The sequence below is a fragment of the Dyella sp. Tek66A03 genome, assembly GCF_052567735.1.
This window is the reverse complement of the sequence record NZ_CP199584.1, coordinates 1,709,116-1,733,884: the sequence shown is the minus strand read 5'-3', so window position 1 is coordinate 1,733,884 and position 24,769 is coordinate 1,709,116. Positions and strand designations below refer to the sequence as shown.

At 64.5% G+C, this 24,769-nt stretch carries 22 protein-coding genes; 5 read left to right on the top strand and 17 right to left on the bottom strand.

Annotated features, from left to right (window positions below; all coding sequences use genetic code 11):
• Positions 1-36: 36 nt before the first annotated feature.
• Positions 37-1,515, bottom strand: coding sequence for an MFS transporter (locus ACT01B_RS07705; RefSeq protein WP_445146779.1), 1,479 nt, complete (start codon positions 1,513-1,515; stop codon positions 37-39).
• 465 nt (positions 1,516-1,980) lie between these two features.
• Between ACT01B_RS07705 and ACT01B_RS07700 the strand changes: the two genes are divergently transcribed.
• Positions 1,981-2,364, top strand: coding sequence for a DUF427 domain-containing protein (locus tag ACT01B_RS07700; protein WP_445146778.1), 384 nt, complete (start codon positions 1,981-1,983; stop codon positions 2,362-2,364).
• 122 nt (positions 2,365-2,486) lie between these two features.
• On the opposite strand, the gene ACT01B_RS07695 is transcribed toward ACT01B_RS07700, so the two are convergent.
• From ACT01B_RS07695 to ACT01B_RS07640, 12 genes are all read right to left on the bottom strand, one after another.
• Positions 2,487-3,236 carry a VOC family protein gene (locus ACT01B_RS07695; protein WP_445146777.1) on the bottom strand — a complete coding sequence of 250 codons (750 nt, stop codon included), beginning with the start codon at positions 3,234-3,236 and terminating at the stop codon, positions 2,487-2,489.
• A gap of 60 nt (positions 3,237-3,296) precedes the next feature.
• Positions 3,297-4,382, bottom strand: coding sequence for an SRPBCC domain-containing protein (locus ACT01B_RS07690; RefSeq protein ID WP_445146776.1), 1,086 nt, complete (start codon positions 4,380-4,382; stop codon positions 3,297-3,299).
• Complete coding sequence (locus tag ACT01B_RS07685; protein WP_445146775.1) at positions 4,379-4,747, bottom strand: ArsR/SmtB family transcription factor; 369 nt, start codon at positions 4,745-4,747, stop codon at positions 4,379-4,381. Before ACT01B_RS07685 ends, ACT01B_RS07690 begins: the two co-directional genes overlap by 4 nt.
• Before the next feature lie 81 nt (positions 4,748-4,828).
• Positions 4,829-5,641, bottom strand: a complete 813-nt coding sequence (locus ACT01B_RS07680) for a ferritin-like domain-containing protein (protein WP_445146774.1) — start codon at positions 5,639-5,641, stop codon at positions 4,829-4,831.
• A 65-nt stretch (positions 5,642-5,706) separates the two neighbouring features.
• On the bottom strand, positions 5,707-7,182 hold the full coding sequence (purF, locus tag ACT01B_RS07675; RefSeq protein WP_445146773.1) for an amidophosphoribosyltransferase: 1,476 nt from the start codon (positions 7,180-7,182) through the stop codon (positions 5,707-5,709).
• A gap of 15 nt (positions 7,183-7,197) precedes the next feature.
• Positions 7,198-7,803, bottom strand: a complete 606-nt coding sequence (locus ACT01B_RS07670; RefSeq protein WP_445146772.1) for a CvpA family protein — start codon at positions 7,801-7,803, stop codon at positions 7,198-7,200.
• Positions 7,804-7,824: 21 nt separating this feature from the next.
• Positions 7,825-8,883: an SPOR domain-containing protein gene (locus ACT01B_RS07665; protein ID WP_445146771.1), complete on the bottom strand. Its 1,059-nt coding sequence runs from the start codon at positions 8,881-8,883 to the stop codon at positions 7,825-7,827.
• A 77-nt stretch (positions 8,884-8,960) separates the two neighbouring features.
• Positions 8,961-10,253, bottom strand: a complete 1,293-nt coding sequence (gene folC, locus ACT01B_RS07660) for a bifunctional tetrahydrofolate synthase/dihydrofolate synthase (RefSeq protein WP_445146770.1) — start codon at positions 10,251-10,253, stop codon at positions 8,961-8,963.
• A 149-nt stretch (positions 10,254-10,402) separates the two neighbouring features.
• The gene (locus tag ACT01B_RS07655; RefSeq protein ID WP_445146769.1) at positions 10,403-10,567 is read right to left on the bottom strand and encodes a hypothetical protein; all 165 of its coding nucleotides are present in this window, start codon (positions 10,565-10,567) and stop codon (positions 10,403-10,405) included.
• A 97-nt stretch (positions 10,568-10,664) separates the two neighbouring features.
• The gene (locus ACT01B_RS07650; RefSeq protein WP_445147447.1) at positions 10,665-12,929 is read right to left on the bottom strand and encodes a heavy metal translocating P-type ATPase; all 2,265 of its coding nucleotides are present in this window, start codon (positions 12,927-12,929) and stop codon (positions 10,665-10,667) included.
• Positions 12,930-13,090: 161 nt separating this feature from the next.
• Positions 13,091-13,516, bottom strand: a complete 426-nt coding sequence (locus tag ACT01B_RS07645; protein WP_445146768.1) for a MerR family transcriptional regulator — start codon at positions 13,514-13,516, stop codon at positions 13,091-13,093.
• Between the two features lie 98 nt (positions 13,517-13,614).
• A complete protein-coding gene (locus ACT01B_RS07640) occupies positions 13,615-14,088 on the bottom strand; it encodes an Lrp/AsnC family transcriptional regulator (RefSeq protein ID WP_445146767.1) in 474 nt (157 codons plus the stop codon).
• Positions 14,089-14,248: 160 nt separating this feature from the next.
• Here ACT01B_RS07640 and ald point away from each other — a divergent pair, with 160 nt between their 5' ends.
• The 4 genes from ald to ACT01B_RS07620 all read left to right on the top strand — a co-directional run bounded on the left by ald (position 14,249) and on the right by ACT01B_RS07620 (position 18,137).
• Positions 14,249-15,367, top strand: coding sequence for an alanine dehydrogenase (ald, locus tag ACT01B_RS07635; protein ID WP_445146766.1), 1,119 nt, complete (start codon positions 14,249-14,251; stop codon positions 15,365-15,367).
• 466 nt (positions 15,368-15,833) lie between these two features.
• The gene (locus tag ACT01B_RS07630; protein WP_445146765.1) at positions 15,834-16,211 is read left to right on the top strand and encodes a cupin domain-containing protein; all 378 of its coding nucleotides are present in this window, start codon (positions 15,834-15,836) and stop codon (positions 16,209-16,211) included.
• Between the two features lie 217 nt (positions 16,212-16,428).
• The gene (locus ACT01B_RS07625) at positions 16,429-17,517 is read left to right on the top strand and encodes a catalase family peroxidase (RefSeq protein WP_445146764.1); all 1,089 of its coding nucleotides are present in this window, start codon (positions 16,429-16,431) and stop codon (positions 17,515-17,517) included.
• Positions 17,517-18,137: a cytochrome b gene (locus ACT01B_RS07620; RefSeq protein WP_445146763.1), complete on the top strand. Its 621-nt coding sequence runs from the start codon at positions 17,517-17,519 to the stop codon at positions 18,135-18,137. Before ACT01B_RS07625 ends, ACT01B_RS07620 begins: the two co-directional genes overlap by 1 nt.
• On the opposite strand, the gene ACT01B_RS07615 is transcribed toward ACT01B_RS07620, so the two are convergent.
• From ACT01B_RS07615 to ACT01B_RS07600, 4 genes are all read right to left on the bottom strand, one after another.
• Positions 18,138-18,677, bottom strand: coding sequence for a DUF6496 domain-containing protein (locus ACT01B_RS07615; RefSeq protein WP_445146762.1), 540 nt, complete (start codon positions 18,675-18,677; stop codon positions 18,138-18,140).
• A 160-nt stretch (positions 18,678-18,837) separates the two neighbouring features.
• Positions 18,838-20,319, bottom strand: coding sequence for an efflux transporter outer membrane subunit (locus ACT01B_RS07610; RefSeq protein ID WP_445146761.1), 1,482 nt, complete (start codon positions 20,317-20,319; stop codon positions 18,838-18,840).
• Positions 20,316-23,516: an efflux RND transporter permease subunit gene (locus tag ACT01B_RS07605; protein ID WP_445146760.1), complete on the bottom strand. Its 3,201-nt coding sequence runs from the start codon at positions 23,514-23,516 to the stop codon at positions 20,316-20,318. Before ACT01B_RS07605 ends, ACT01B_RS07610 begins: the two co-directional genes overlap by 4 nt.
• Positions 23,513-24,649: an efflux RND transporter periplasmic adaptor subunit gene (locus tag ACT01B_RS07600; RefSeq protein ID WP_445146759.1), complete on the bottom strand. Its 1,137-nt coding sequence runs from the start codon at positions 24,647-24,649 to the stop codon at positions 23,513-23,515. Before ACT01B_RS07600 ends, ACT01B_RS07605 begins: the two co-directional genes overlap by 4 nt.
• Positions 24,650-24,769: the final 120 nt, after the last annotated feature.

Here is a 24,769-nt window from a genome sequence, read left to right as displayed (position 1 = left end):
CTTGTCATAACACCGAAAACTCAGCTGGCGGTTTTTTCAAGCCACCCCTGTGGCTGCATGCGCGGGATGGTTGCCATGGATGAACATGCCGGCGCTGATCGCGCTCAGCAGCGCCAGCCCGGCGGAAACCAGCATGACCCAGCGAAAGCCGGCAACAAACGACAGGTCCACTGCCCGTTTCAACGCCGCCGTCATCGCTGCCGGATAGCCGTCCGGAATGACGATACCGGCCAGCTTCTCGCGTTGCGCCATGACGGATGTGACCAGTGCCGCTGGCGCGTGCAAGGTCGCCAGTTGGTCGCTCAAGCGGGCATCGAAGGTCATGGTCAGCACGACGCCGAACACCGCGATCGCCAGCAAGGCCGCCGCACGTGATACCGCGTTGTTCACCCCGGACGCAGTCCCCGCCAGCTCTTCGCCCACGGCATTCATCACCGTCGTCGTCAACGGTGCCACGGTGATGCTCATGCCGACGCCCAGGATGCAGATCGCGGGGAAAAATGTCGTCCAATAATGGCTGCCGACCGACGGCAGTGCGAACATCGCAAAGCCGATGGCCGCTATCAGCGGCCCCACGACGAGCGGCAACTTGGGGCCAAACCGATCGACCAGCCCTCCTGCCCATCGGGACAGCGCGAACATGATGGCGATGAAGGGCAGCAGCGCGGCACCGGCGGCGGTGGCCCCAAAGCCTTGCACCTGAATCAAATTGAGCGGAAGAAAGAACAGGCTGCCCCCCAGCGCCGCATAGAGCAGCAAGGTCAGCACATTGGCACCGGCAAAATTGCGCTCGCGAAACAGCTCCAGCGGCAACATGGGTGCGGCGACGCGTGCCTCCACGCGAACGAATAGACCTAGCGCAAGCACACCAATGACCGCGGCTATCCAGACGGGAACCGCCCCCCAGCCCCGTGACGGTGCCTCGATAAAGGCGAATACCACGCCTGCCAGTCCGACCGTCGCCAGGCCCGCGCCCGCGATGTCGATGGCACCGCTGCCTGCGTCCCCCCTGCTCTCGGGAACCCTCGCGGCGCAGATCAAGAGCAGCACGACGCCAAGCGGGGCATTCACCAGAAAGGCCCAGGTCCAGGAATAGTGATCGACCAGAAACCCGCCGATCACCGGACCGATCGCCGCCGTGATGCCACTGAATGCCGACCAGGTGCCGATGGCTGCGCCACGCTCCGCTTGGGGAAACGTGGCACTTATAAGTGCCAGGCTGCCCGGTACCAACAGCGCTGCACCGATGCCTTGGATCGCCCTTGCGGCAATCAATGGACCGATGGCCGTGGACAACGAACAGGCGATCGAGGCCAGCGTAAACAGAGCAGTACCGATCATGAAGATCCGCTTGCGCCCAAACCGATCTCCAAGCACGCCGCCTACCAGCAAGAGCGAAGCGAGGAAGAGCGCGTACGACTCCATGATCCATTGCGCGTCGGACGTCGTGGCACCCAGCTCGCGTTGGATCGCGGGCAAGGCGACATTGACGACCGTGCCGTCGACGAAGGCCATGCTGGACCCGAGAATCGCGGCAACCAGGGTCCAATGCCGCGAGGGTGCTGAACATGGCTTCGCCGTCCCGCCATACAGGACGGCGCCATCATCGCAAGGAGGTTTTCCGATCTGGCTCATGGCATCCGGTGCGGCACGTGGTCCCACAGAAGCCCGCCCAGCTTAATCCCCAACGAGATGCGGTGCAGGCGCCTGCCATCAGGCCGTCCAGCTGCACCATGGGTGAGTGGGGGCGCCGCTGGAACGCTGATAGCCGATAACAAGTTCAGTGATGGGCAGGTTGCTGGCCAAGACCTGAGAATTTGCGCGTACCATGACCTGCTACATCCCGATCCAAAGCGCTTTCTGCAACACGTCGCTTCGTTGCTGGCCGAGCAGGCCCTACCCATCGGCGACTCACGCGCCGCATCACCCGACACGGCGGCACAGCCCTCCTGGGATCACTATCGCTAGAGGAGATAGACCATGGATACCACCGCCCGAACCGTCAGGATTCCAGGGCCCGATCACCCGATCACGATCGAGCGGAACCCCCGTCGCGTCGTCGTGAAGGTTGGCGACCGGGTCATCGCGGACACGCGCGATGCCCTGGTTCTGCGCGAAGCGAGCTATCCCGCAGCGCAGTACATCCCTCGCCGGGACGCCGACATGGCGCTGCTCGAACGCACCGATCACGCCACTTACTGCCCGTACAAGGGTGAATGCAGCTACTACAGCATTCCGCTCGGCGGCGATCGCACGGTCAACGCGGTATGGACGTATGAGCATCCCTACGACGCCGTTTCCGCGATCAAGGATCACCTCGCTTTCTATCCCACGCGCGTGGACTCTATCGAAGAGTTCGACTGAATCCTGTGGGCAAGTTCCAGCTCCAGGCTTTTTGTCGATGCATCGCGTGCGCACCAACCCTTGGCAAGCCACCCTGGCGGCCGTTTGACCGCAGGATGGACTTGTACGAACGAAGCGTTGAATCACCGCGCCATGGGAAGAAAGAGCGCGAGCGATGCACCCTGCGGATCGCGCAGCACCGAGTAGCGACCGATGCCAGCGATATCCGCAGGCGGCGCGCAGATATCGGCACCGAGGGACTTGGCTTTCGCCGTGCTTGCCTCCACGTCCGCGACATGCACATAGGGCAGCCACATGGATGGCGCATCCGCGTTGAACGATTTCATGATGCCGCCACGCCCGCGCTCACCACTCTTCAGCACGTAGTACGAGCCATTGCCCAACGGTACGGCGTCATGGGTGAGGCCGAAGAGTCCTTCGTAGAATGCCAACGCACTGGCCGGATCGCTCGCCTGCAACTCATGCCAGCACCAATGGCCGGGCGGCATGTCGGCATCGGCACGATCATCCGCCGCGCTACGCCAGATCGACACGGTCGCGCCGACCGGATCGAGCAAGGTGGCGCCGCGACCGACGGGCGGAAAATCGGTAGGCGGCATCCACGGCTGCGCGCCAGCCAGCAAGGCCTGCGCATAGCTCTTGTCGACATCGGCCACGCTCAGGTAGATGCCCCAGTGGGCGGATTCGCCTTCCTGCGCGGGACGATAGCCTCCAATGCCTTCCCCGGCATTCATGATGACCTCGTAGCTGCTGCCACTCACATCCATCGGTGAGCAGGTCCAGCCGAACAGCGCCTCGTAGAACGTGCGTGCCTTGCCGGGGTCTGCGCTGGCATGTTCGACCCAGACGAGTTTTCCAGTCGTGGTATTCATGGGCTTGCCTCTTCGTTCAAGTAGCTCCGATCGCGTGCGCCGCTGCGCGCACTCCGTTTTCTACCCGCCAGGTTTTGGCTGCGTCGCGATAAAACTCTCCCGCTCGCGCATGACCGCCTGCGCACGGCGGACTTGCGGATATTTGCCGAGCAAGGCGGCGCCTTCCGGAAATCTCTCGAGGTAGAACAAGATCGGCGCCAGCATGAAGTCCGCCATCGAGGGTGAACCGCCCACCAGGAAATCGAGCCCGCCATAGGCCTGCTCGAATACGGCCAGCTGGCGGTCGATATCGGGCAGCGCGGCGTCAATCGCGGCACGATCGGGCTCGCCATGCGCGCCGCTGGCGCGCGTGCATGGGCGGATGTAGCGATTGACCATCGTGTCATAGACATAGCTATTGATCACGCTGACCCATTGCTCGCCGCGCGCCCGCGCCCAGGCACCACCGGCTGGCAACAGGCTTGGGCCGTCGAACGATTCGTCGATATAGCCGAGGATGGCGCGCGTCTCGTAGAACTCGAACTCACCATCGCGCAGCACGGGAATACGACCAAAGGGATTGGCAGCAAGTACCTCCGCTGAGCTGGGCGGCGCCGGTTGGAGCGTATAAGCCACACCCTTCTCCGCAAGCGCCATGCGCACCGTGCGGCAATAGCTGCTGCGCGGGTCGCCGATCAGGGTAAGACTGCCAGCGCTGCCAGCCGGGTCGAGGTAGTCCGTCAAATGGTTGAACACCGACTGCCAGCCCGCCATGTGCCCGTCCCGCATGAATGCATCGGGGAAGCCGGTATGGCGCATATGCAGGGCCGTGCCGCCATCACGCGCCATCAGGGTCACCTCGATCAGGGTGATGCGATCCGGCGCCATCGCGCCGCGCTCCCAGGACCAGGTGTAGGCCAGGAAATCGGCACGATCGAGCGCCTGATATTCGCCAGCCACAACGAAAGCCGAACCATCGCGCGCCGCCATGGCGATGCGATAGCGCCCACCTACGCGCGCATCGGCGCTCACGTCGGAGACGTGCATGCCGCGCGGGCAATGCCAGGCTGCCAGCGCATCCTGATGGGTGAACGCATCGAACACTTTCTCCCGCGGCGCGCGGATAAAGCGGGTCATTTCCAGCTGGAAGGTGGCGGCTTGAGTCATGGCTTTTTTCTCCGTACGTGAGGAGCGCGCATCTCGGTGCCATGCGTGCGTTCGACGAATGCGACGAGCCGATCGAGGTTGTCTTCCCAATGGCGCCGATAGGTCTCAAGCCAGTCATGTGCACCGCGCAAGGCATCGGCGCGCAGATGGCAGATGCGCCAGCGCGCATCGACCTCGCGCTCGATCAGGCCAGCGTCCGCCAGTACGCGCAGGTGCCGGGAAATCGCTGGCGCCGAGATGCTGAAAGGACTGGCCAGGTCGCCAACGGTGGCTTCGCCTTCGGCAAGCCGCGCCAGGATGGCGCGGCGGGTGGGATCGGCGAGCGCCGCAAAGGTGCTGGAGAGCGGATCGTGGTCGATGGACATGCCGTCACTTAACCACTTGGTTAATCGATAGTCAAGTGCCATCGCACGGACCATCGGCCCGTGCGCGTTATCCGTGGTGTCTCAGGCTTCCAGCGCGAGCGCCGCCAGCCGGTCGAGCTCTTCGTCGTCGAAGCCCGCTTCCAGGCGTGCGGGCCGGTTGAATGGGCCGCGCAGGGTGCGGCCCATGTAGTCGCGCAGGAGATCAAGGAAGGTCTCGCGCGGGTCGAGCCCATCGCGCTCGCAGCAGTGGCGGAACCAGCGCGTACCCGCGGCCACGTGGGCCACTTCCTCGCGCAGGATCACTTCAAGAATCGCCACGGTGCGGGTGTCACCCACCGAAGTCAGTCGCTCGATCATGCTGGGCGTGACATCCAGTCCACGCGCTTCAAGCACGCGAGGCACCAGGGCCATGCGCGCGGTGTCGTAGAGCGCCGTTTTCTCGGCCATTTCCCACAGGCCGTTATGCGCATCGAAGTCGCCATAGGCATGGCCGAGTTCCGCCAGGCGCTCCGACAACATGGCGAAATGGCGCGCCTCGTCGTGCGCACAACTAGCCCAGTCGCGGTAATACGCCTCCGGCTTGCCGCGAAAGCGGTACACCGCGTCCCAGGCCAGGTTGATGGCGTTGAATTCGATATGCGCGACGGCATGGACCAGCGCGGCGCGGCCTTCGGGCGTACCGAGACCGCGTTGCGGCACCTGGCGCAGGGGCACCAGTTGCGGCTTTGCCGGACGTCCTGGCGCACTGATCGGTTCGGGCGGTGGCGAGTCCGGCTCCGGGCGCAACTCACCGGACTGCAACGCCTGCCATGTTGCATGGGTCAGGCGCAGTTTCTCGGCGGGGTCGGTGGCGTCGAGGCAACGCTTGGCGGCGGCGTGGAGGTCGGTCGTCATAAAGGTTTTTCGAGCACCCCCTCACCACCACCCTCTCCCCGAAGGGGAGACGGTGGTGGAAGTGCTTACGCCGTGCGGCGGGAGGCCTTGGCGTCGTCGGAGCGAAGCATTTCGATCTGCTCCAGGTAGTGCTTTTCCAGGCCGGTGACGTATTCGCCGGAGAAGCAGGAGGTGTCGAACTGTTTCAGGTTCTCGTTGCCGTCCTGCACCGCCCAGACCAGATCGGCCAGATCCTGATAGATCAGCCAGTCGGCGCCGAGCACCTTCTCGACTTCCTTCTCGGTGTGGCCGGCGGCCACCAGCTCCGACGCGGCCGGCATGTCGATGCCGTACACGTTCGGATAGCGCACCGGCGGCGCGGCCGAGGCGAAGTACACGTTCTTGGCACCGGCATCGCGCGCCATCTGGATGATCTGGCGCGAGGTCGTGCCACGCACGATGGAGTCGTCCACCAGCAGCACGTTCTTCTTGCGGAACTCCAGCTCCACCGGATTGAGCTTGCGGCGCACCGATTTCACGCGCTCGCCCTGCCCCGGCATGATGAAGGTGCGGCCGATATAGCGGTTCTTCACGAAGCCCTCGCGGAACGGCACGCCCAGCGCTTCGGCCAGCGCCGACGCCGCAGTACGCGCGGTATCCGGAATCGGGATCACCGCGTCGATGCCGTGGTCCGGCCGCTCGCGCAGGATCTTCTCGGCCAGCTTCTGGCCCATGCGCAGACGAGCCTTGTACACCGAGACGTTCTCGATCATCGAATCCTGGCGGGCCAGGTAGACGTATTCGAAGATGCACGGCGCGTGCACGGCATCTTCCGCGCAATGGCGCGCATGCAACTGACCGTCGTTGGTGATGAACACCGCTTCGCCCGGCGCCACGTCGCGCAAACGCTTGAAGCCCAGGATATCCAACGCCACCGACTCGGAAGCCACCGCGTACTCGCGACCTTCCGAAGTGATGCGCTCACCCAGCACCAGCGGACGGATGCCATTGGGATCGCGGAAGGCCAGCAAGCCGTAGCCGAGCACCAGGGCGATGCAGGCGTAGCCGCCGCGTGCGCGGCGATGCACGCCAGCGACCGCCTTGAAGATGTGATCCGGCGTCAGCGCCATGCGGTCCTGGATCTGCAGCTCGTGCGCCAGCACGTTGAGCAGCACCTCGGAGTCGGAATCGGTATTGATATGGCGGCGATCGTCTTCGAACATCTCGCGACGCAGGGTCTCGGTGTTCACCAGATTGCCGTTGTGCGCGAACGCGATGCCATAAGGCGAGTTCACGTAGAACGGCTGCGCTTCTGCCGAGCCCTCCGAACCGGCGGTGGGATAACGGCAATGACCAATGCCGATATTGCCGCGCAGGCCAATCATCGCGCTCTGGCTGAACACGTCGCGCACCAGGCCATTGCCCTTGTGCAAGCGCAGTCGCGCGCCATCCACGGTGGCGATACCGGCAGCGTCCTGGCCACGGTGCTGTAACACGGTCAAACCGTCATAAAGTGACGCGGCGACCTCAGTGGTGCCGACGATACCGATGATTCCGCACATGGTTGTTGCCTGTATTTAGAAAGTCGTCGCAGTAGCGGCCGTGGAGGCGGCCGCCGGGTGGGCATTGTGCTTAGTCGCAGGTGAAGCGCCCGGCACAACCGCCGGCAAGGCGGGAAGATGGTCCAGCAGCGCCGGGGGATTCAGGTAGTGCCGAACACTCTCCGGCACCCGCTCTCCCAGCCACGCAGCCACTCCCTTGAACTGCGGCAATAAAACCGATTCGTTCCACCATGGGTCGCGAATGAACGCGGTAAACCCAAGCAGAAACACCGCCAGCGTCACCAGCAGCACACCTCGGGCAAAACCGAACACCATGCCAAGCAAACGATCGGTACCGGACAAGCCCGTGCCCTCGACCAGCTTGCTCACCACAAAACGCAGCATTGCTCCTGCAATCAATACGGCAAGGAAACAGATGCCGTAACCGACCAGAATCCGCGCCGACGGCAGCTGGATACTGTGCTCGAAGTAGCCCGCCACACTAGGACCAAACGTCCATGCGACCCAGAACGCTACCGCCCACACCACCAGCCCCAGCACCTCGGAAATGAGGCCTCTCCATAGACCAATCAAGACCGACAGGCCAAGTACGGCGAGGATGATGTAGTCGGCCCAATTCACCGGGTCACCAGTTCAGGATGTTCAGGGAGCGCTGACGACGTTGCCGTCGACACCGAGCTTGGTTTTGATCTGGTCGCGTATCCGCACGGCGTCAGCACGCTGCGTCTGCGGACCCGCGCGAACGCGCCACAACTGCTTGCCGCTGGCATTGACCGTATCGACATAGCCATCGAAGCCGTTGGCGCGCAGCTTGTCGCGCAGCGCATTGGCATCGGCCTGGCTACCCATGGCCGCCACCTGCACTGCCCAGGCGCCCGCACCCGGCGTGGCCGTCGTACTGGGCGTATTGGTGACCGTATTGGCGGGCTTGGCGGCCGGCATATCGTCCTGCGTCGGCGTGGCAGCGCTGCTTTCGAGGCGCGCCGGTGCACCCGGAATGGTCTGACTGATCTTCAGGCGCGCCGATTCCGCCGCAGCGCGTGACTCAAATGGGCCTGCCGTGACCATGGTCAGCTGCTTGCCGGCCTGGGTGATGGCGCGACCCGACACCGGATAACCCAAGGCGTGCACGCGCTGGATCAGGCTCTGCGCGCTGGCCGGTGACGCATACGCGCTGAGATTGACCAAATACTGGCCATGCGCGGCGGTGGCTGCCGCGGTTGCCGGCTGCGCCTCTGGCTGGGCGGGCACGGCCGGAGTGGCAGTTGCCTTGGCCGACTTGGTCGCCGACGCCACAGGCGAGGTCTGGGCGGGGATCAGCGGCTGCGCCACCGTGGTACCGCCCTTGGTGACCGTCGTCGGCTCTGGCTTCTGACCCGCAGCAGGATCGATCTCCACATCGCGTGGACGGTTGGAACCAATATTCACCGTGGCCAGCTGGTCAGAACCCGCCGGCGTGGCGGCCGGCGCCTTGGCGACGTCGATGGCCGGCTTGGGCGCCGGCGCCGCCGAGGACGACGTGGCGGCGCCCGGCGTCAAGCTCATGGTCTTGGTCTGCAGATCCCGATCCGGTGCCGGCGGGATGGCCAGGCTTACGGATTCGTCGGCACTGCTGCTCGGCGGGCTGCTGGAGAAGATCATCGGCAAGAACAGGACCGCCAGCGCAATAAGAACGGCAGCTCCCAGCAGACGTGTTTTCAAGACAGGCTCCAAGGCGGCGGACGAGGTGCGAGAACGGCGCGATTATACCTGTCTGAGTCGCCGGTCTGACTGAAACCTCATTCCGACGATTCAGCAAGGGTCGCCGCTGCGACGAAGAAAGATCCAAAAGCGAGCACGAGCTCGCCCGGTTTCGCCGTTGCGCGCGCCGCGGCGAGTGCGGCCGATACATTCGCGTGGACGTCGTAGCGTGCCTGCGGGAGGGCCAGTTTCAGTTGTTCCGCCAGCACCTGTGCTGGCAGTCCTCGCGGCGTATCGCGCTCGAGCCCGGCCAGATGCCAGTCATCGATGCGTGCGCCTAGTGCGCGGATCACGCCACCCACGTCCTTGTCGGACAAGGCGCCGTAAACCGCGTGCACGCGGCCTCGTGGCTGCGAATCCAACCATTCGGCGAGCGCGCGGGCCGCCTGCGGGTTGTGTGCCACATCGACGACCAGGGCCGGGTCGCCACCAAGCGACTGCAGCCGCGCTGCCACCCGAACCCTGCGCAGGCCAACCGCCGCCGCCGCGCCAAGGTCGATGTCAGCCAGGGACGCGTCAATGGCGCTCAGTGCATGCAGCGCCGCGATGGTGGCGGCGGCGTTCGCGTATTGGACCGGTGCGCTCAGCGCCGGATCGGGCAATGAAAGCGACGTGCCGTCGCGGTGACGCCAGCGCCAGCCGGTTGCCAGGCGTTCGACCACGAAGTCCGCACCCGCCCGTTGCGTACGGGCCTTGATGCCATCCAGGGCATTGGTCAATCCCGCGGGAGGATCCAGTTCGCCGACGATCGCCGGACGATCGGCACGCGCGATCCCGGCCTTTTCCGCACCGATGGTGTCGCGATCGGGCCCCAGCCAGTCCATATGGTCGAGATCGACCGTGGTGATGATCGCCACATCGGCATCCACGATATTCACCGCATCCAGTCGACCGCCCAGCCCTACCTCGAGCACGGCCACGTCGAGATCGGCGCGCGCGAACAGATCCAGCGCCGCCAGCGTGCCGAACTCGAAATAGGTGAGTGGAATGTCGCCGCGTGCCGCCTCGATACGCTCGAAGCTTGCGATCAGCAGGCCGTCATCGGCATCGGCGCCATCGATGCGCACGCGCTCGCGGTAGTGCAGCAAATGCGGCGACGTATAACAGCCCACCCGCTTCCCTGCGGCCGACAGCATGGCCTCCAGCATGGCCACCGTGGAGCCCTTGCCATTGGTGCCGCCGACGGTGATCACCCGTCGCGCCGGCGCCCGCGCGCCCATGCGCTGCCATACCGCACGCACGCGATCGAGGCCAAGCTCGATGCTGCGTACATTGACGCGTTCCTGATACGCCAGCCATTCGTCGAGTGTGCGGGTTTGGCTGGCGGACATCCAACGGCTTCCGGCGGTAAAACGGGTGCACAGCTTAGAGCATGCTTGCCACAAAGATGGCGCGAACCGCGAGCCGCAGCCTCAGTTCTGGCAATCTCTCACCGTCATCCCAGCAAAGCTGGGATGACGGGCAAACAGCAGGCGCAGCTTCAACCCCACAAATGAATGCCACTGGCACGCAGCGCCCAGTACATCCCAAAGGCGGTCCAGAACATTTTCTTCAGGGCGCGTGCCGCAAGCAGAGCCACCAGCAGCCCCAACAAAAGGGGCATGTGCTTTTCCAGGGTGCCGCGCATGTCGTCGATGATGTTCATCAGATCCCCTCCCACACCCGATTGGTGCGGGAGGAATCATCGGCCTCCCTAGCCATGCGTGGCAGGGAGTCCCGTCAATCATCGCAGGTGACAATCATCACAATGGCAGGCGGCGCAGCCGCAAGGCATTGGCGACGACCGACACGGACGACAGGCTCATGGCCAGCGCGGCCGCCATGGGTGACAACATCACGCCCAACAGCGGATACAGCAGCCCTGCCGCCAGCGGCACGCCCACCGCGTTGTAGATGAAGGCAAAGAACAGGTTTTGGCGGATATTGCGCACGGTCGCCTGCGATAGCGCCCGGGCGCGCACGATGGCCGTCAACTCACCCTTCACCAGGGTCACCTGGGCGCTTTCCATGGCGATATCCGTGCCGCTGCCCATGGCGATACCGACATCGGCGGCCGCCAGCGCAGGTGCGTCGTTGATACCGTCGCCGGCCATCGCTACGCGCCTGCCGGCCGCACGCAAGGACTGGACCACCGCGGCCTTGCCGGCGGGCGAGACGTCCGCATGCACCTCATCGATACCCAGGCTGCTGGCCACGGCCGTGGCCGTGATCGCGTTGTCACCCGTCAGCATCACGATGCGCAGGCCGGCCGCATGCAGATCCCGGATTGCCTGGGGCGTGCTCGCCTTGATGCGATCGGCCACGGCGATCAGCCCTGTCAATGCACCATCGACGGCCAGGAACATCACGGTAGCTCCCTCGGCACGCAACGCATCCGCACGAGTTCGCGCCGTATCATCCGGCTCGATGCCGATGTTCGACAGCAGGCGCAGATTGCCCAACGCCGCCGCGTGACCCTTGATCTCGCCTTCCACGCCCGCGCCGGTCAAGGTGCGGAAGTCCGTCACCGTGGGCACCTTGACACCCGCCGCCTCGGCTCCCGCAAGAATCGCCCGCGCCAGCGGATGCTCGCTCGGCTTCTCCAACGCAGCGGCCATCGCCAGCAGTCGTTCAGTGGGATACGCGCCCAGGCTCACGACTTCCTTCAACATCGGCTTGCCTTCGGTCAGCGTGCCGGTCTTGTCCACGACCAAGGTGTCGATGTCGCGCAGGGATTCAATCGCAGCCGCGTCACGAAACAGCACGCCCGATTGCGCTGCGCGACCGCTGGCCACCATGATCGAAATAGGTGTGGCCAAGCCCAGCGCACACGGACACGCGATGATCAACACCGACACCGCGGCAATCAGCGCATAGGCCAGACGCGGATCGGGTCCCAGCAACGCCCAGGCGACGAACGCCAGTGCGGCGACTGCCACCACCGCCGGCACGAACCATGCCGCTACCCGATCCGCCACGCGCTGCAACGGCGCCTTGCTGCGCTGGGCTTGCGCCACCAGTGCCACGATTTGCGCCAGCATGGTTTCCGCCCCCACCTTGTCCGCACGCATCAACAACGCGCCATCCTGATTGATGGTGCCGCCCGTCACGCGTTCGCCTTTGGCCTTCGCCACCGGCGACGGCTCGCCGGTGAGCATGGATTCGTCGACGTGACTACTGCCATCGAGTACGACGCCGTCGACCGGCACTTTCTCGCCGGGACGCACGCGCAAGGTGTCGCCGGCATGCACCTGGTCCAGCGGCACATCGAACTCACGGCCGTCCGCACCGACCCGGCGCGCCGTCTTCGGCGCGAGCCCCAGCAAACCCTTGAGCGCTTCGCCGGTACGACGCCGCGCGCGCAGTTCGAGGAAGTCGCCCAACGTCACCAGGGTGACGATGACCGCCGCCGACTCGAAGTACACCCCGACCCGGCCATGCAGATCGCGAAAGCCCTCGGGAAACAGCGACGGTGCGAGAAAGGCGACCGCGCTGTACAGCCACGCCACGCCGGTGCCCAACGCGATCAGCGTGTACATATTCGGCGACCAGGGCTTCAGCGAACGCCAACCGCGCGCGAAGAACGGCGCACCACCCCACCCCACCACGACCGTCGCAAGTACCGCCTCGATCCACGTCGCCATGCCACCCCAAGGATTCGGCAGGTGCCAGCCCAACAAATGCGGCCCCATGGCCAGCAGGAATACCGGCAGCGTGCATGCCGCAAGCGTCCAGAAGCGACGCGACATCGCGCGCAACTCCTGGCCGTCGTCCTCGTCCAGGCTGGGCATCATCGGTTCCAGTGCCATGCCGCATGTCGGGCAATGGCCAGGACCGATCTGCTGCACCTCCGGATGCATCGGGCAGGTATAGACGGCGCCGGCAATGACCGGTGTGGGCGCGGGGCGCTCCCGCAGGTAGCGCTCAGGATCGGCGACGAACTTTTCTCGGCAGCGCTGCGCGCAGAAGTGATACTTCTGCCCGCCATGCTCGGCGTGATGCACCGTCGTGTGCGGGTCCACGTTCATGCCGCAGACCGGATCCTTCTCCGAGTGAGCCGCGTGGTCGTGATGCTCATGCTGATCGTGTTGGTGTTGCTTGACCGCAGGCGCAGCACCGCCACAGCAGGATGTCTCCGCCGGTTCGACGGCTTTCTCCTGCGCGCCACAACATCCCTGCTGACCGGCGCTCATGCGTCATCCTCCTGGTCAGCCAACGCGCGCAGGATCGGGCATTGATCCGGCGAACCGTGCCCGGGACAGGCATCGACCAGTTGCTCCAAGCCATCGCGCACGCGGGTGAGCTCGGCGATCCGCGCATCGATGGCAGCGAGGCGCTCCTGCGCGCGCTTCTTCACCGCCTTCACGCCGCGCTGGCGATCGGCGGACAAGGCGAGCAGGTCGCGTATTTCTTCCAAGGTGAAACCCAGATCCTTGGCTCGCCGGATAAAGCGCAGCTGCCGCACGGCGCTGTCGTCGTAACTGCGGTAACCCGACGCGCGCCGCAGGGGCTCGGGCAGCAGCCCTTCACGCTCGTAGTAACGAATGGTGTCGATCGCCACGCCGACGCGCTTGGCGACGGCACCGATGGTCATGGGTGTGTTTTGAGTGTCCATGGACAAAGTCTAGACCTTTGATCTAGGTCCAGAGTCAAGCCCCGGCCACGCGGCGACCGCGGACGAGGGCGATCAGCCCTCGCGATCGCCAGCCGACTTCATACCGGCAGCGCTGTCGTCTTCATCACGGTACGCAGTGCCAGGGTCGATTGCACGCGCACCACACCAGGGAGCTGGGTGAGGATTTCAGTGTGGATGCGCTCGAAATCCGCCGCGTCCGCATAGACCACGCGCACCATGTAGTCGGCAACACCGGCCAGCAGGCAACACTCGGTCACTTCCGGATGCTGCTGGATGGCCGCTTCAAAGGTGTCGAGCGCCGCGCGCCCTTGCTGGTCGAGCGTGATCAGGACAAAAGCCGTGCCCGGAAGCCCCGCGGCCTTTTCGTCCACCAGCATCACATAGCGCGAAATGACGCCGCGCTCCTCAAGCAGTTTCACGCGGCGTAGGCAGGCCGAGGGGGATAGATTGATCTGATGCGCGAGCTCCAGATTGGTCAATCGGCCGTCCTGCTGGAGCCGCAGGAGTATCGCCCTGTCGCGGTCGTCGAGAGCCGGATCTCTGATTGGCATAACATTCCAATAATTTGGCTAAAAATCGAATTTAAAGCCATATTATCGCTCTACGTCAAGCCAAATGCGCGAGTAATTGCTTGATACCTAGATCATACTGCCGCCCTGGCATTGCTGCTAAATGCAGCCCTCCCATCATCCCTAGCGAGAGAAGCAAGTCATGCGCATCGGTGTGCCGAAAGAAATCAAGAACCACGAATATCGCGTGGGCCTTATCCCGTCGTCCGTGCAGGAACTGGTGCACAACGGTCACCAGGTGATGGTGCAGGTCGGCGCCGGTCTTGGCGCGGGCATCACCGACGCCGACTACGTCGCGGCCGGCGGCACCATCGTCGATGGTGCCGACCAGATCTTTGCCGAAGCGGACATGATCGTGAAGGTGAAGGAGCCGCTGGCGGTTGAGCGCAAGAAGCTCCGCAAGGGCCAGATCCTGTTTACCTACCTGCATCTCGCGCCCGACGCTGAGCAGACCCAGGACCTGATCGCCTCCGGCGCCGTCTGTATTGCGTACGAAACGGTCACCGCGGCCAATGGTTCACTGCCACTACTGACCCCGATGTCCGAAGTCGCCGGCCGTCTCGCTCCGCAGGTGGGCGCGCATTCGCTGGAGAAGGCACAGGGCGGACGTGGTGTGCTGCTCGGCGGCGTGCCCGGCGTGCCGGCGGCTGAAGTGGTCATCCTGGGCGGCGGCGTGTCCGGCACCCACGCGGCGACCATCGCCGTGGGCATGGGCGCCAAGGTAACCGTGGTCGATCGTTCGGCCGATGCGCTCAAGCGTCTCGCCACGCAGTTCGGCACCTCGATCTCCACCGTGTTCTCCACCCGCTCGGCCATCGAGGAACTGGTGCGTCGCGCCGACCTGCTGATCGGCACGGTGCTGGTGCCGGGTGCCGCGGCTCCCAAGCTGGTGACGCACGACATGGTGCGCACGATGAAGGCGGGCTCGGTGATCGTCGACGTCGCCATCGATCAGGGCGGCTGCGTGGAAACCTCGCACGCCACCACCCACTCCGACCCCACCTACGTGGTCGACGGCGTGGTGCATTACTGCGTTGCCAACATGCCGGGCGCGGTCGCCCGCACTTCGACGTTTGCGCTCAACAGCGTGACCCTGCCCTTCACGCTCGCCCTGGCCAACAACGGCTGGAAGAAGGCTTTGGCGCAGGACGTCCATCTGCGCAACGGCCTCAACGTCTCCGAAGGCCAGGTGACCTGTGAGCCGGTTGCCCAGGCACACGGCCTGCCGTACGTGAAGGCGGAAACCGCGATCGGCCTGTAAGGCCTCGCAAGCATGGCCTCCCTGCGCTTCGCCGCAGGGAGGCCATGGCGCCCTACCCATCTTCCGTCACCGAGCGGACAGACTTATAGGTAGGAGCTCGACTGCATGGGTCGCCCCCAAGGCGCCATCGATACCTGCTGCCAACGCCTCCTTTTGCATGATTGACGCCCCTCTTATGAGCGCGTAGCGTCCGCCGGGCGTCCGGGCTGGCTTGTCTGGCGCAGCGGCACCTCTCCTTCGATGGCCAGCGCATGCTGTGGAAGCCTCCGCCCGGGCACCAGCGTAGCCGTCGTAGTTCGCCTACGCGTGTGGTGCCGGCTGCGCTCATGACGCCTGTCACAGCCCGCTCGAATGGGCGGAAAGAAGTGTGCCGCCTGCATCAGGACACCCGGTGAATCGGGCGCTGATCGCGTGATCAGCCGTCAAGGACCTTCGACAACCTCAGCAACGATGTGGAGGACGTGTCATGGCAGTCATTAACCGTCGGTATGCGCAATGCGTGTTGGTCGCCCTGGTCTATGCCGGTGCCGGAGCCGTCATGGCCCAGGACATGGCAACCGTGTCGCCAGATACGACCAAGGTGTTGATCGACAAAGCGGACGTACGAGTGCTCGAAGTGAACGTGAAGCCGGGCGAAGGCATCCCGATGCATTCCCATCCGGAGAACGTGGTGTACTTCGTCACCGGGGGCAAGATCAAAACCACGACATCCGATGGAAAAGTGACCGAGACCACGCGCAAGCCGGGTGAAGTGCTGTGGAGCGCGCCTATCACACATAGCAACCAGAACGTGGGAACAACGGCGGAGAAGGTCATTGTGATCGAGCTCAAGCCAGCCAAATAGCGGGTCGCAGCGACCCGTGCATTGCCTTATCAACACGTTTAATGGAAGCCGCCCATTCCATTTCGATGCGCGCGTCTGGGTGACATCGGCCATGACATGACTGGCCGATGTCCACTTCACGAGGAATGCTGCCTGCCGTTTGCATCCACGTAACCGTTGCACGCGATCCAACGAAATCTGGTGTCAACGCCTTTGACAACCTGGCCGGGAGCGCCTCATGCCTGATTCGTCCGATACGTCACCGCCGCAACGCCAGGTCTGGCGCTGGGGCGTGATTGCCGTTGCTGTCATGATCCTGGCGCTGGCTTTTGCCTACGTCGGCGGCTGGCTCACGCCACGGCGACTCACGCCACAGCGTATTGTCAATGCCTTGCAGGACAACGGCGGCGTGCATCCGGGATACCGTCGCAATCATGCCAAGGGCATCTGTGTTGCAGGCTATTTCGAAGGCAGCGGTGCCGCATCCGCTTATTCCACGGCGTCCGTTTTTAGAAACGTGCGCACGCCGGTGGTGGGCCGCTTTGCCATTCCCGGCGGCAATCCCTATGCGCCGGACGGCAGCACGGCGATTCGCAGCCTCGCGCTTCGCTTTGACCTGCCCCATGGTCAACAGTGGCGCACGGGTATGAACAACATACCGGTGTTTGTCGTGGCGACGCCTGAGGCGTTCTATCAGTTGACGGTGGCAACCCGCCCTGACCCAGCTACCGGCAAACCGGACCCGGCGCGCGCAGGCGCCTTCTTCGCGTCCCATCCGGAAGCCGCGGCGTTTCTTGCCTGGGCCAAGTCCCATAAGCCATCGGCCAGCTTCGCCACCGATAGCTATGACGCCCTCGATGCGTTCTATCTTGTCGACGCCCACGGGCAGCAGCACGCAGCGCGCTGGCGTGTGGTGCCGGAAGCCAGCGACGAAGTTGGCGCGGCGCCGAAATCCGACGACAACGACTTCCTGTCGCAGGATCTGCAGCAACGCCTGGCGGCCGCACCGCAACGCTGGCGTTTGCTGGTAACCCTGGCCGCACCCGGCGACCCGACCAACGACGCCACCAAGGCGTGGCCGGTCGACCGCACCACCATCGATGCAGGCACCCTGGTCATCGAGAGCGAACAACCGCAGGACAGCGGTCCCTGCCGCGACATCAACTACGACCCGACCGTGCTCCCCGAGGGCATCAGGATCTCCGATGATCCCTTGCTGCCGGCGCGCTCCGCTGCCTATGCCGACTCCTATCTGCGTCGGACCCGCGAAGAGGCGCACTTCCCCGGCACGGCGCAGGCCGATGCTGCCAAACCGGAGAGCAAGTGATGACGACTCCCAAGGCTTTCCATCCGCTCGCGCGTCTGCTGCACTGGACCATGGCCGTGCTGGTTCTGGCGATGTTGTTTATCGGCGTGGGCATGGTTTCGACGGTATCGGCGAAGCACCAGTGGCTGCTCGCCATCCACAAGCCGCTCGGCATCGCGATACTGTTGCTGGTCTTGCTGCGCATTGTCGTGCGCCTGCGTTTCCGGCCACCGGCGCTACCTGCGGACATGCCTGCCTTGATGCAGTTTGTCGCACACGCTTCGCATTGGCTGCTTTACGCCTTGATGCTGGCCATGCCGTTGATCGGCTGGGCGATGCTGTCGGCCGGCGGCTACCCGGTGATGCTTGGAAGCTCGTGGCATCTTCCAGCGATACTTCCCGCAAGCCCCGTGCTTTTCGCCTGGTTGCGCGAGGCGCACGAATACCTTGCCTATCTGTTCTTCCTGACCATTCTTGGGCATATGGGGGCTGCGCTTTATCACGCATTGATTCGGCGCGATGAGGTCTATGCCAGCATGACGGTCGGGTTTCCGGCTTCAGCCGAGGAAGCGCAGGAGCCGCCAGCAGGCATCGAGCCACCGGCCTCGGACGCCTTACCGCCGTCGGCTAACGCCAGCTGATCAGCGCTCGCGCGCGTGCATGGCACGCGTGCGAGCGGCCCGGGTAGCTCCTGCCGAGCGGCCGGTCGCACCCTTGGTGCGTGAAGCTTTCTTTGCAGCAACCTTGCGACCTGCCGGACCCTTGCTGGGCGCAGCCTCTTTGGCAGACACCGAACGCTCAGGGGTTGTACGCGCGGAAGCCCGCGCCGACGCGGTTGTCGCCGCCGCGGCGCTACCCTCACGCTTCAATGCCATGGTGGAAGCGCGGCTGCGCCTCGCCGAGGTGCGCCTTGCCGCCGTCTTCGCAGCGGCTTTTTTGGCGGCAGGCTTCTTGCGCGTGCCCTTCTTGCTCGCCGCAGCCTTCCTGGCCGGCACATCGATACCGGCGCGACGCGCCTCGGACAAGCCGATGGCTATGGCTTGCCTGACCGAGACCGCCGCATGCCCGTCTGCGCGCATATGCTCGATTTCCTCGCGCACGAATTCGCCGGCCTGGGTGCTGGCCGATTTGCCTTCGCGCTTGTCCTTGCGCGCACGAGCCCGGGCCTTCTCGCTGGGCATCACGCTGCTCCGATGACGGAAGGAGAGGCCATGCTGCGGGGCCGGCTGTGAATGGCGGGGCAAGGAAACCTCAACAGCTCGCTATGCGGCCAAGCCACCCATGTCGGTGCTTCTTTGGCGTCTTACGCAAGCCTGATTCCCTTGCCCTCTCCCATCGCTCTCAATGCGCCGCTTCTACCACTGGCTCGCCATCAGCCGCCACCGCTGGCACACCCATGGCCTGGAATAGCGCGGCGGAATCCACCAGCCGCACAGCCGTGGCTTGAACATCGGAGAGCGTCGCGTTCCGCCAACGTTGCTCGCTGGCAAGTGTCACCGGGTAAGAGACGGCGCCCAGCCGGTAACGCGCCTTGGCATCGGCTAACGACTCTGCTGCCGAACTGGATGCGCTCTGCGCAGCCTGCAGGGTCATGGCGTCCTGCTGCAAGGCAGCCAAGGAGTCGGCCACGTTCTGGAATGCGTTGAGCACCGTCTGCCGGTACTGCGCCATGCTGGCATCGTAATCGGCCATGGCTGCCTTGCGCTGCGCCAGTAGCGCGCCGCCGCGGAAGATCGGTTGCGCCAACGACAGCCCAGCGCTCCATATCGCCCCGGCGCCGGTAAACAAATCCGCCGCCTTGAAAGCCCCCGAACCGATCGTGGCAGAAAGCGAGATATGTGGAAAAAGGTTGGCGGTGGCCACACCGACCTGGGCCGAGGCCGCCTGTATGGCAGCCTCGGCGGCCATCACGTCGGGACGCTGCTTGAGCAGGTCGGATGGCACGCTGACCGGAATGTCGTCTGGCACATGCAGCTGTGCGAGCGGAATCACGGCCGGCGCCTGATCCGGCGTGCGCCCCATGAATACCGCCAGCGCGTGCCGGGCGCGCTGCGCCTGGAAGCGCAACGGCGGCAACGAAGCGTCCAGTATCGCGGCGTTCTGTTGCGCCGTGAGCACGTCGTCGTGCGACGCCGCGCCGAGACGATAAGCCTTTTCTGTCAGGTCGGCCTGTTCATGCGCCAACACCGCCAGCCGCTCATTGATGGTGACTTGTTCCGCCAGCGACGAAGTGTTGACCGCGGTAATCACGATGTTCGCCGCAAGCGCGCGACGCGCACCGTCCAACTGGTACGACTGCAAATCCACCTGGGCGGCGGCCTGCTTGACTCCATAACGCGCCGCGCCAAACACATCGAAGGTATAGCCCAGGCTCAGTTGGCCGGCGTAGACGTTGTAAAGATCAGTCGGCGGCCCCAGGTTCGGCACGCCTAATGCGCGTTGCCGACTGGTCTGACCTTGCGCGTCGAGCGATGGCAGCTGGGTCGCCCCGACCTGCGCGCGATATTGCTGATGTACCGCTTCCAGCGTGTGCCTGGCGGCATCCAGCGATGGATTGTTGCGCAGCCCTTCCTCCACCCAGGCATCGAGCGTGTCGGAACCGAACTGCCGCCACCAATCCGGCACGGCATGCTCGCCTGCATTGAAATGCTGGACGACGCCCCCTGCTTCGGCACTCACCGCGGGAGTCGGCTCTACCGTGTAGCTCTGCGGTGAAGGCGAGGCCGGTGGTTTCGCTGGCGGCGCGAAGGAACAACCGGCCAGGGTGAGCGCGGCGACAGCCGTCGCCATTAAGGTCCGCTTATGCTTGATCACAAGTCTCATGGTGCAACCTCCTGCGGCGGCTCGCCGGCCCGCACGCGGAACCAGATGGCGTACAACGCCGGCAGATAGAACAGGGTCAACACGGTGGCGACGGTGATGCCGCCCATCAGGGCGGTGGCCATCGGTCCGAAGAAGTTGCTGCGCAACAGCGGAATCAGCGCCAGTACGGCGGCAGCGGCCGTCAGCGTGATGGGACGGAAGCGCCGCACGGTGGCGCCGACGATGGCTTCCCAGCGCGGATGTCCAGCGCGAATGTCCTGCTCGATCTGGTCCACCAGGATGACCGAGTTGCGCATGATGATGCCGAGCATGGCGATCGTGCCCAGCATGGCAACGAAACCAAACGGCTGGCGGAACAGCAGCAGGGAACCGATCACGCCGATCAAACCCAGCGGCGCAGTCAACACCACCATGAAGGTGCGGCTGACGCTCTGCAGCTGGATCATCAGCAAGGTCAGCACGGCGATCACCATCAAGGGCATCTGTGCATTGATCGAACCCTGTGCCTTGCCGTTCTCCTCCACCGCGCCGCCGACCTCGACCCGATAGCCGACCGGCAGATGGCTGCGTATGCCGTCGAGCTGCTTGTCGATGGCGTTGGTGACATCCAGTCCCTGGGCACCGTTGCGCGTATCGGCCTGCACCGTGATGGTCGGTTGACGGTCGCGCTCCCACACCACGCCGTATTCCAAGCCATAGTCGACGCGACCGAGTTGACTCAGCGGAATCGCCGTACCAGTGGGCGTCGGTATCGCCAGCCGTTCGATCTGGTCGGGGTGAATGCGATCGGCCTTGGGCGCACGCAGATCGACAGCAATAAGCTTGTCGCGCTCGCGATACTGGGTCACCGTGGTTCCCGACAGCGACATGGCGAGGAAATTCGACACGTCCTGGGAGGTGATGCCGAGCTGGCGCGCCTTGACCTGGTCGATCTCGAAGCGCACGGATCGCTCGCCCGGCTCGTCCCAATCGAACTGCACATTGCGCGTGCGTGGATCGGCGCGCATCGTGCCCGCCACTTGCTCGGCGATGCCACGAACGGTCGCGATATCGTCGCCCTCGATGCGAAACTGCACGGGAAAACCCACCGGCGGCCCGTTCTCCAGCCGACTGACACGGCTACGCACGGCCGGGAAATCGCGCGGCAGCATGCCGTCCAGATAGCGTGCCAACGCTTCACGCTGCTCGATGCTCTTTGCCGTGATCACGAACTGGGCGAAGTTGGGTTGATCCAGTTGCTGATCCAGCGGCAGATAGAAACGCGGAGCGCCCGCGCCGACGAAGCTGACGTAGCTGCCGATCTCCTTGCGATCCTTGATCGCTGCCTCGAAGCGTTTCACCTGGTTCATGGTCGCGTCGAACGAGGCGCCTTCCGGCAGGCGCAGGTCGACCAGCAGTTCGGGCCGGTCTGAGCTGGGGAAGAACTGCTTCGGCACCAGGCCGAAGCCGGCCAGCGCCACCACAAACAGCGCAACCGTCATGCCCAGCACCGGGAAGCGGCGCTTTAGGCAGAAGTCCAGCCAGCCGCGGAAGCGCCGGTAGAACGCCGTGTCGTAGATCTCGATATCGCCCTCCTTGTGCACCACGGCCGCGGTATTCGCGCTGCGCGCCTCGTTCCAGCGGCGCGGCAGCACGCGTGCCCACCACTCCTGGCCGGGCTTGGCGCGCTGGTGGTGCTCAGGCAACAGGTGATAGCCCAGCAACGGAATCACGATGACCGCTGCCAGCCACGACACCAGCAGCGCGATCGCGGACACCTCGAAGATCGAACGCGTGTATTCGCCCGTACCGGACTTGGCCAGCGCAATCGGCAAAAAGCCGGCGACCGTAACCAGGGTGCCCGTGAGCATGGGGAAGGCCGTGCTGGTATAGGCGAACGCGGCGGCGCGCATACGGCTCCAACCCTGTTCCAGCTTCACCGACATCATCTCGACGGCAATGATCGCGTCGTCCACCAGCAAGCCGAGCGCCAGCACCAGGGTGCCCAGCGACACCTTATGCAGGCCGATGCCGAACAACTCCATGCATAGCGCGGTTACTGCCAGTACGAACGGGATCGAGATCACCACCACCATGCCGGTACGGAAACCCAGGCTCAGCAGACTCACCAGCAAGACGATCGCCACCGCTTCGGCCACGGACTTCAGGAAGTCGTCCACCGAATGGGACACCGCATGCGGCATGCTGGTCACTTCGGACAGCTTCAACCCCGCCGGCAAGCGCTTCTGCAGCGAAACCGTCGCCGCATCGAGCGCCTTGCCGAGATGGATGACATCGCCGCCCGGCTGCATGGTGATACCGATACCCAGCACCGGTTGCGCCATAAAGCGCATCTGCTGGCTCGGCGGATCGTCGTAGCCCTTGTGGATGGTGGCGATGTCGCCGAGCCGGAACGTCTGGTTGTTGATGCGCAGCAAGGTGTCCTTCAGCGCGTCCACGTTGTCGAACTGGCCGGTAGGTCGCACGAACACGCGGTCGTCCGACGTAGTGAGCACGCCGGCCGAGGTCACCGCGTTCTGCTGGTTGATCGCCTGCGCCAGCTGCTGGGGACTGATGCCCAGCTTGGACAGGCGCGCGTTCGACATCTCGATGAAGATGCGCTGGTTCTGGTCGCCGATAAAGTCGACTTTTGCTACACCAGGTACGCGCAACAGTTCCGCACGTAGCTGATCGGCATAGTCATGCAACTGCGCTGGCGTAAAACCATCGCCTTCCAGCGCGTAGATATTGGTATAGACGTCGCCGAATTCGTCGTTGAAGAACGGCCCCTGCACACCTGGCGGCAGCTGGGCAGCGATGTCGGCCACCTTCTTGCGCACCTGATACCAGGTATCGGGAACACTGGCGCTGGGTGCGGAATCCTTGATGTTGAAGAAGATCAGTGACTCGCCCGGCCGCGAATAGCTGCGCAGGAAGTCGATCGACGGCGTCTCCTGCAGCTTGCGCGAGATGCGATCGGTGACCTGCTCCTGCACCTGCTTGGCATCGGCGCCGGGCCAGAACGTTTGCACCACCATCACCTTGAAGGTGAACGGCGGATCTTCCGATTGCGACAGGCGGCTGTACGACAACATGCCGAACAGCGCCACCATCACCATGATGAAGAACACCAGCGACTGGTGACGCAACGCCCACGCCGAGAGATTGAAGCGGCCTTCCTGGTTACTGGCGGCCTGATGCATATCGGGCTGATTCATAGCGGCGCGTCCTCAGGATGCGGCGGCGCGATCGGCTCCACCTTCTCGCCCGCGGACACCGTATGCACGCCTTGCATCACCACCCGCTCGCCGGCATGCAGACCGCTGCCCACCAGTACATCGCGCTCGCCGTAACTCAGGACGGCGACCGGACGAAGCTCCAGCCTGGCATCGGCAGCACGCACGACCCACACCGCCGGATGTTCGCCCTGATGGAACAGCGCCGTGGCGGGAATGCGTATCGCCGGGCGGGTAGTCGATGACGCGGCAAGGCTGACTTCCGCCGTCATGCCCAGTTGTACCTGCGGCCCCGGCTGGTCCAGCGCGAGCCTGATGCGATAGGTACGCGACTGCGGGTCTGCTGCGGGCGAAATGTCGCGCACATGGCCGGCCAGCGTCTTGCCCGGCAAGGCCAGCAAGCTCACTGTCGCGGGCTGGCCCACCGTGATGCCGGCCAGCCGATTCTCGGGTACGTCGATGAACACGTCGCGATCGCCGGACCAGGCAAAGCCAAACACCGCCTGGCCGGCGGCCAGCACCTGCCCGACGTCGGCCTGTTCGCTGGTGATGCTGCCGTCGCGATCGGCTACGAGGGTGGTGTAGTTCGACTGGTTCTGCGCCAGCGCCAGCTGCTGCCTGGCCTGGTCGCGTGCGGCCAGCGCAGCGGCATAGGCGTCATGCGTCTGGTCCAGCTGCAGCTGGCTGATGAGATTCTGTTTCGCCTGCGCTTCGTCGCGATCGCGCTGCTGCGTGGCGAAGATAAGCCGATGTTCTGCCGCCTCCAGCGCGGCCTGGGCGGAGGCTTGCGAGCGCGCGGCGTCGGCGGGATCGAGCTGCGCCAGCACCTGACCCTTCTTCACCGTATCGCCCAGCCGCGCCTGGCGGGCGACCAGTTGCCCAGCCACCCGGAACGACAGCGGCATTTCGAAGCGTGCGCGGACCTCGCCTGGAAATCGTTCCCGCGATGCGCCGTCGACCAACGCGACCGGCATGGCGATCACCGGCCGGGCGGGCTCGGACTGAGGCGCCCCCTTGCCGCACCCGGAAAGCAGGACCAGTGCTGCCATGGCAACGGGCAGCCAGCCATGCCGCGCCAACACGCCGGCGGACAGGCGGAAATCAGAGTTAGTCACGAGCTACTCCTACAGCTTGGGGACGCTTGTGGGGTACCCGGCTGACCCGCAGCCGGCCAAGGTAAATTCACCCATGAACTCTAATACATAGTTGTATTTGAATTCAACAAAGCATTCCGA

What these genes read in the sequence shown, in the direction of transcription:
- ACT01B_RS07645 (WP_445146768.1), bottom strand. Translation starts at nt 13,516, where the DNA reads ATGGACACTCAAAACACACCCATGACCATCGGTGCCGTCGCCAAGCGC.
- ACT01B_RS07620 (WP_445146763.1), top strand. Translation starts at nt 17,517, where the DNA reads ATGACGACTCCCAAGGCTTTCCATCCGCTCGCGCGTCTGCTGCACTGG.
- ACT01B_RS07650 (WP_445147447.1), bottom strand. Translation starts at nt 12,929, where the DNA reads ATGAACGTGGACCCGCACACGACGGTGCATCACGCCGAGCATGGCGGG.
- ACT01B_RS07690 (WP_445146776.1), bottom strand. Translation starts at nt 4,382, where the DNA reads ATGACTCAAGCCGCCACCTTCCAGCTGGAAATGACCCGCTTTATCCGC.
- ald (WP_445146766.1), top strand. Translation starts at nt 14,249, where the DNA reads ATGCGCATCGGTGTGCCGAAAGAAATCAAGAACCACGAATATCGCGTG.
- ACT01B_RS07615 (WP_445146762.1), bottom strand. Translation starts at nt 18,677, where the DNA reads ATGCCCAGCGAGAAGGCCCGGGCTCGTGCGCGCAAGGACAAGCGCGAA.
- ACT01B_RS07700 (WP_445146778.1), top strand. Translation starts at nt 1,981, where the DNA reads ATGGATACCACCGCCCGAACCGTCAGGATTCCAGGGCCCGATCACCCG.
- ACT01B_RS07680 (WP_445146774.1), bottom strand. Translation starts at nt 5,641, where the DNA reads ATGACGACCGACCTCCACGCCGCCGCCAAGCGTTGCCTCGACGCCACC.
- folC (WP_445146770.1), bottom strand. Translation starts at nt 10,253, where the DNA reads ATGTCCGCCAGCCAAACCCGCACACTCGACGAATGGCTGGCGTATCAG.
- ACT01B_RS07695 (WP_445146777.1), bottom strand. Translation starts at nt 3,236, where the DNA reads ATGAATACCACGACTGGAAAACTCGTCTGGGTCGAACATGCCAGCGCA.
- ACT01B_RS07630 (WP_445146765.1), top strand. Translation starts at nt 15,834, where the DNA reads ATGGCAGTCATTAACCGTCGGTATGCGCAATGCGTGTTGGTCGCCCTG.
- ACT01B_RS07605 (WP_445146760.1), bottom strand. Translation starts at nt 23,516, where the DNA reads ATGAATCAGCCCGATATGCATCAGGCCGCCAGTAACCAGGAAGGCCGC.
- ACT01B_RS07685 (WP_445146775.1), bottom strand. Translation starts at nt 4,747, where the DNA reads ATGTCCATCGACCACGATCCGCTCTCCAGCACCTTTGCGGCGCTCGCC.
- ACT01B_RS07625 (WP_445146764.1), top strand. Translation starts at nt 16,429, where the DNA reads ATGCCTGATTCGTCCGATACGTCACCGCCGCAACGCCAGGTCTGGCGC.
- ACT01B_RS07655 (WP_445146769.1), bottom strand. Translation starts at nt 10,567, where the DNA reads ATGAACATCATCGACGACATGCGCGGCACCCTGGAAAAGCACATGCCC.
- ACT01B_RS07640 (WP_445146767.1), bottom strand. Translation starts at nt 14,088, where the DNA reads ATGCCAATCAGAGATCCGGCTCTCGACGACCGCGACAGGGCGATACTC.
- ACT01B_RS07610 (WP_445146761.1), bottom strand. Translation starts at nt 20,319, where the DNA reads ATGAGACTTGTGATCAAGCATAAGCGGACCTTAATGGCGACGGCTGTC.
- purF (WP_445146773.1), bottom strand. Translation starts at nt 7,182, where the DNA reads ATGTGCGGAATCATCGGTATCGTCGGCACCACTGAGGTCGCCGCGTCA.
- ACT01B_RS07705 (WP_445146779.1), bottom strand. Translation starts at nt 1,515, where the DNA reads ATGGCCTTCGTCGACGGCACGGTCGTCAATGTCGCCTTGCCCGCGATC.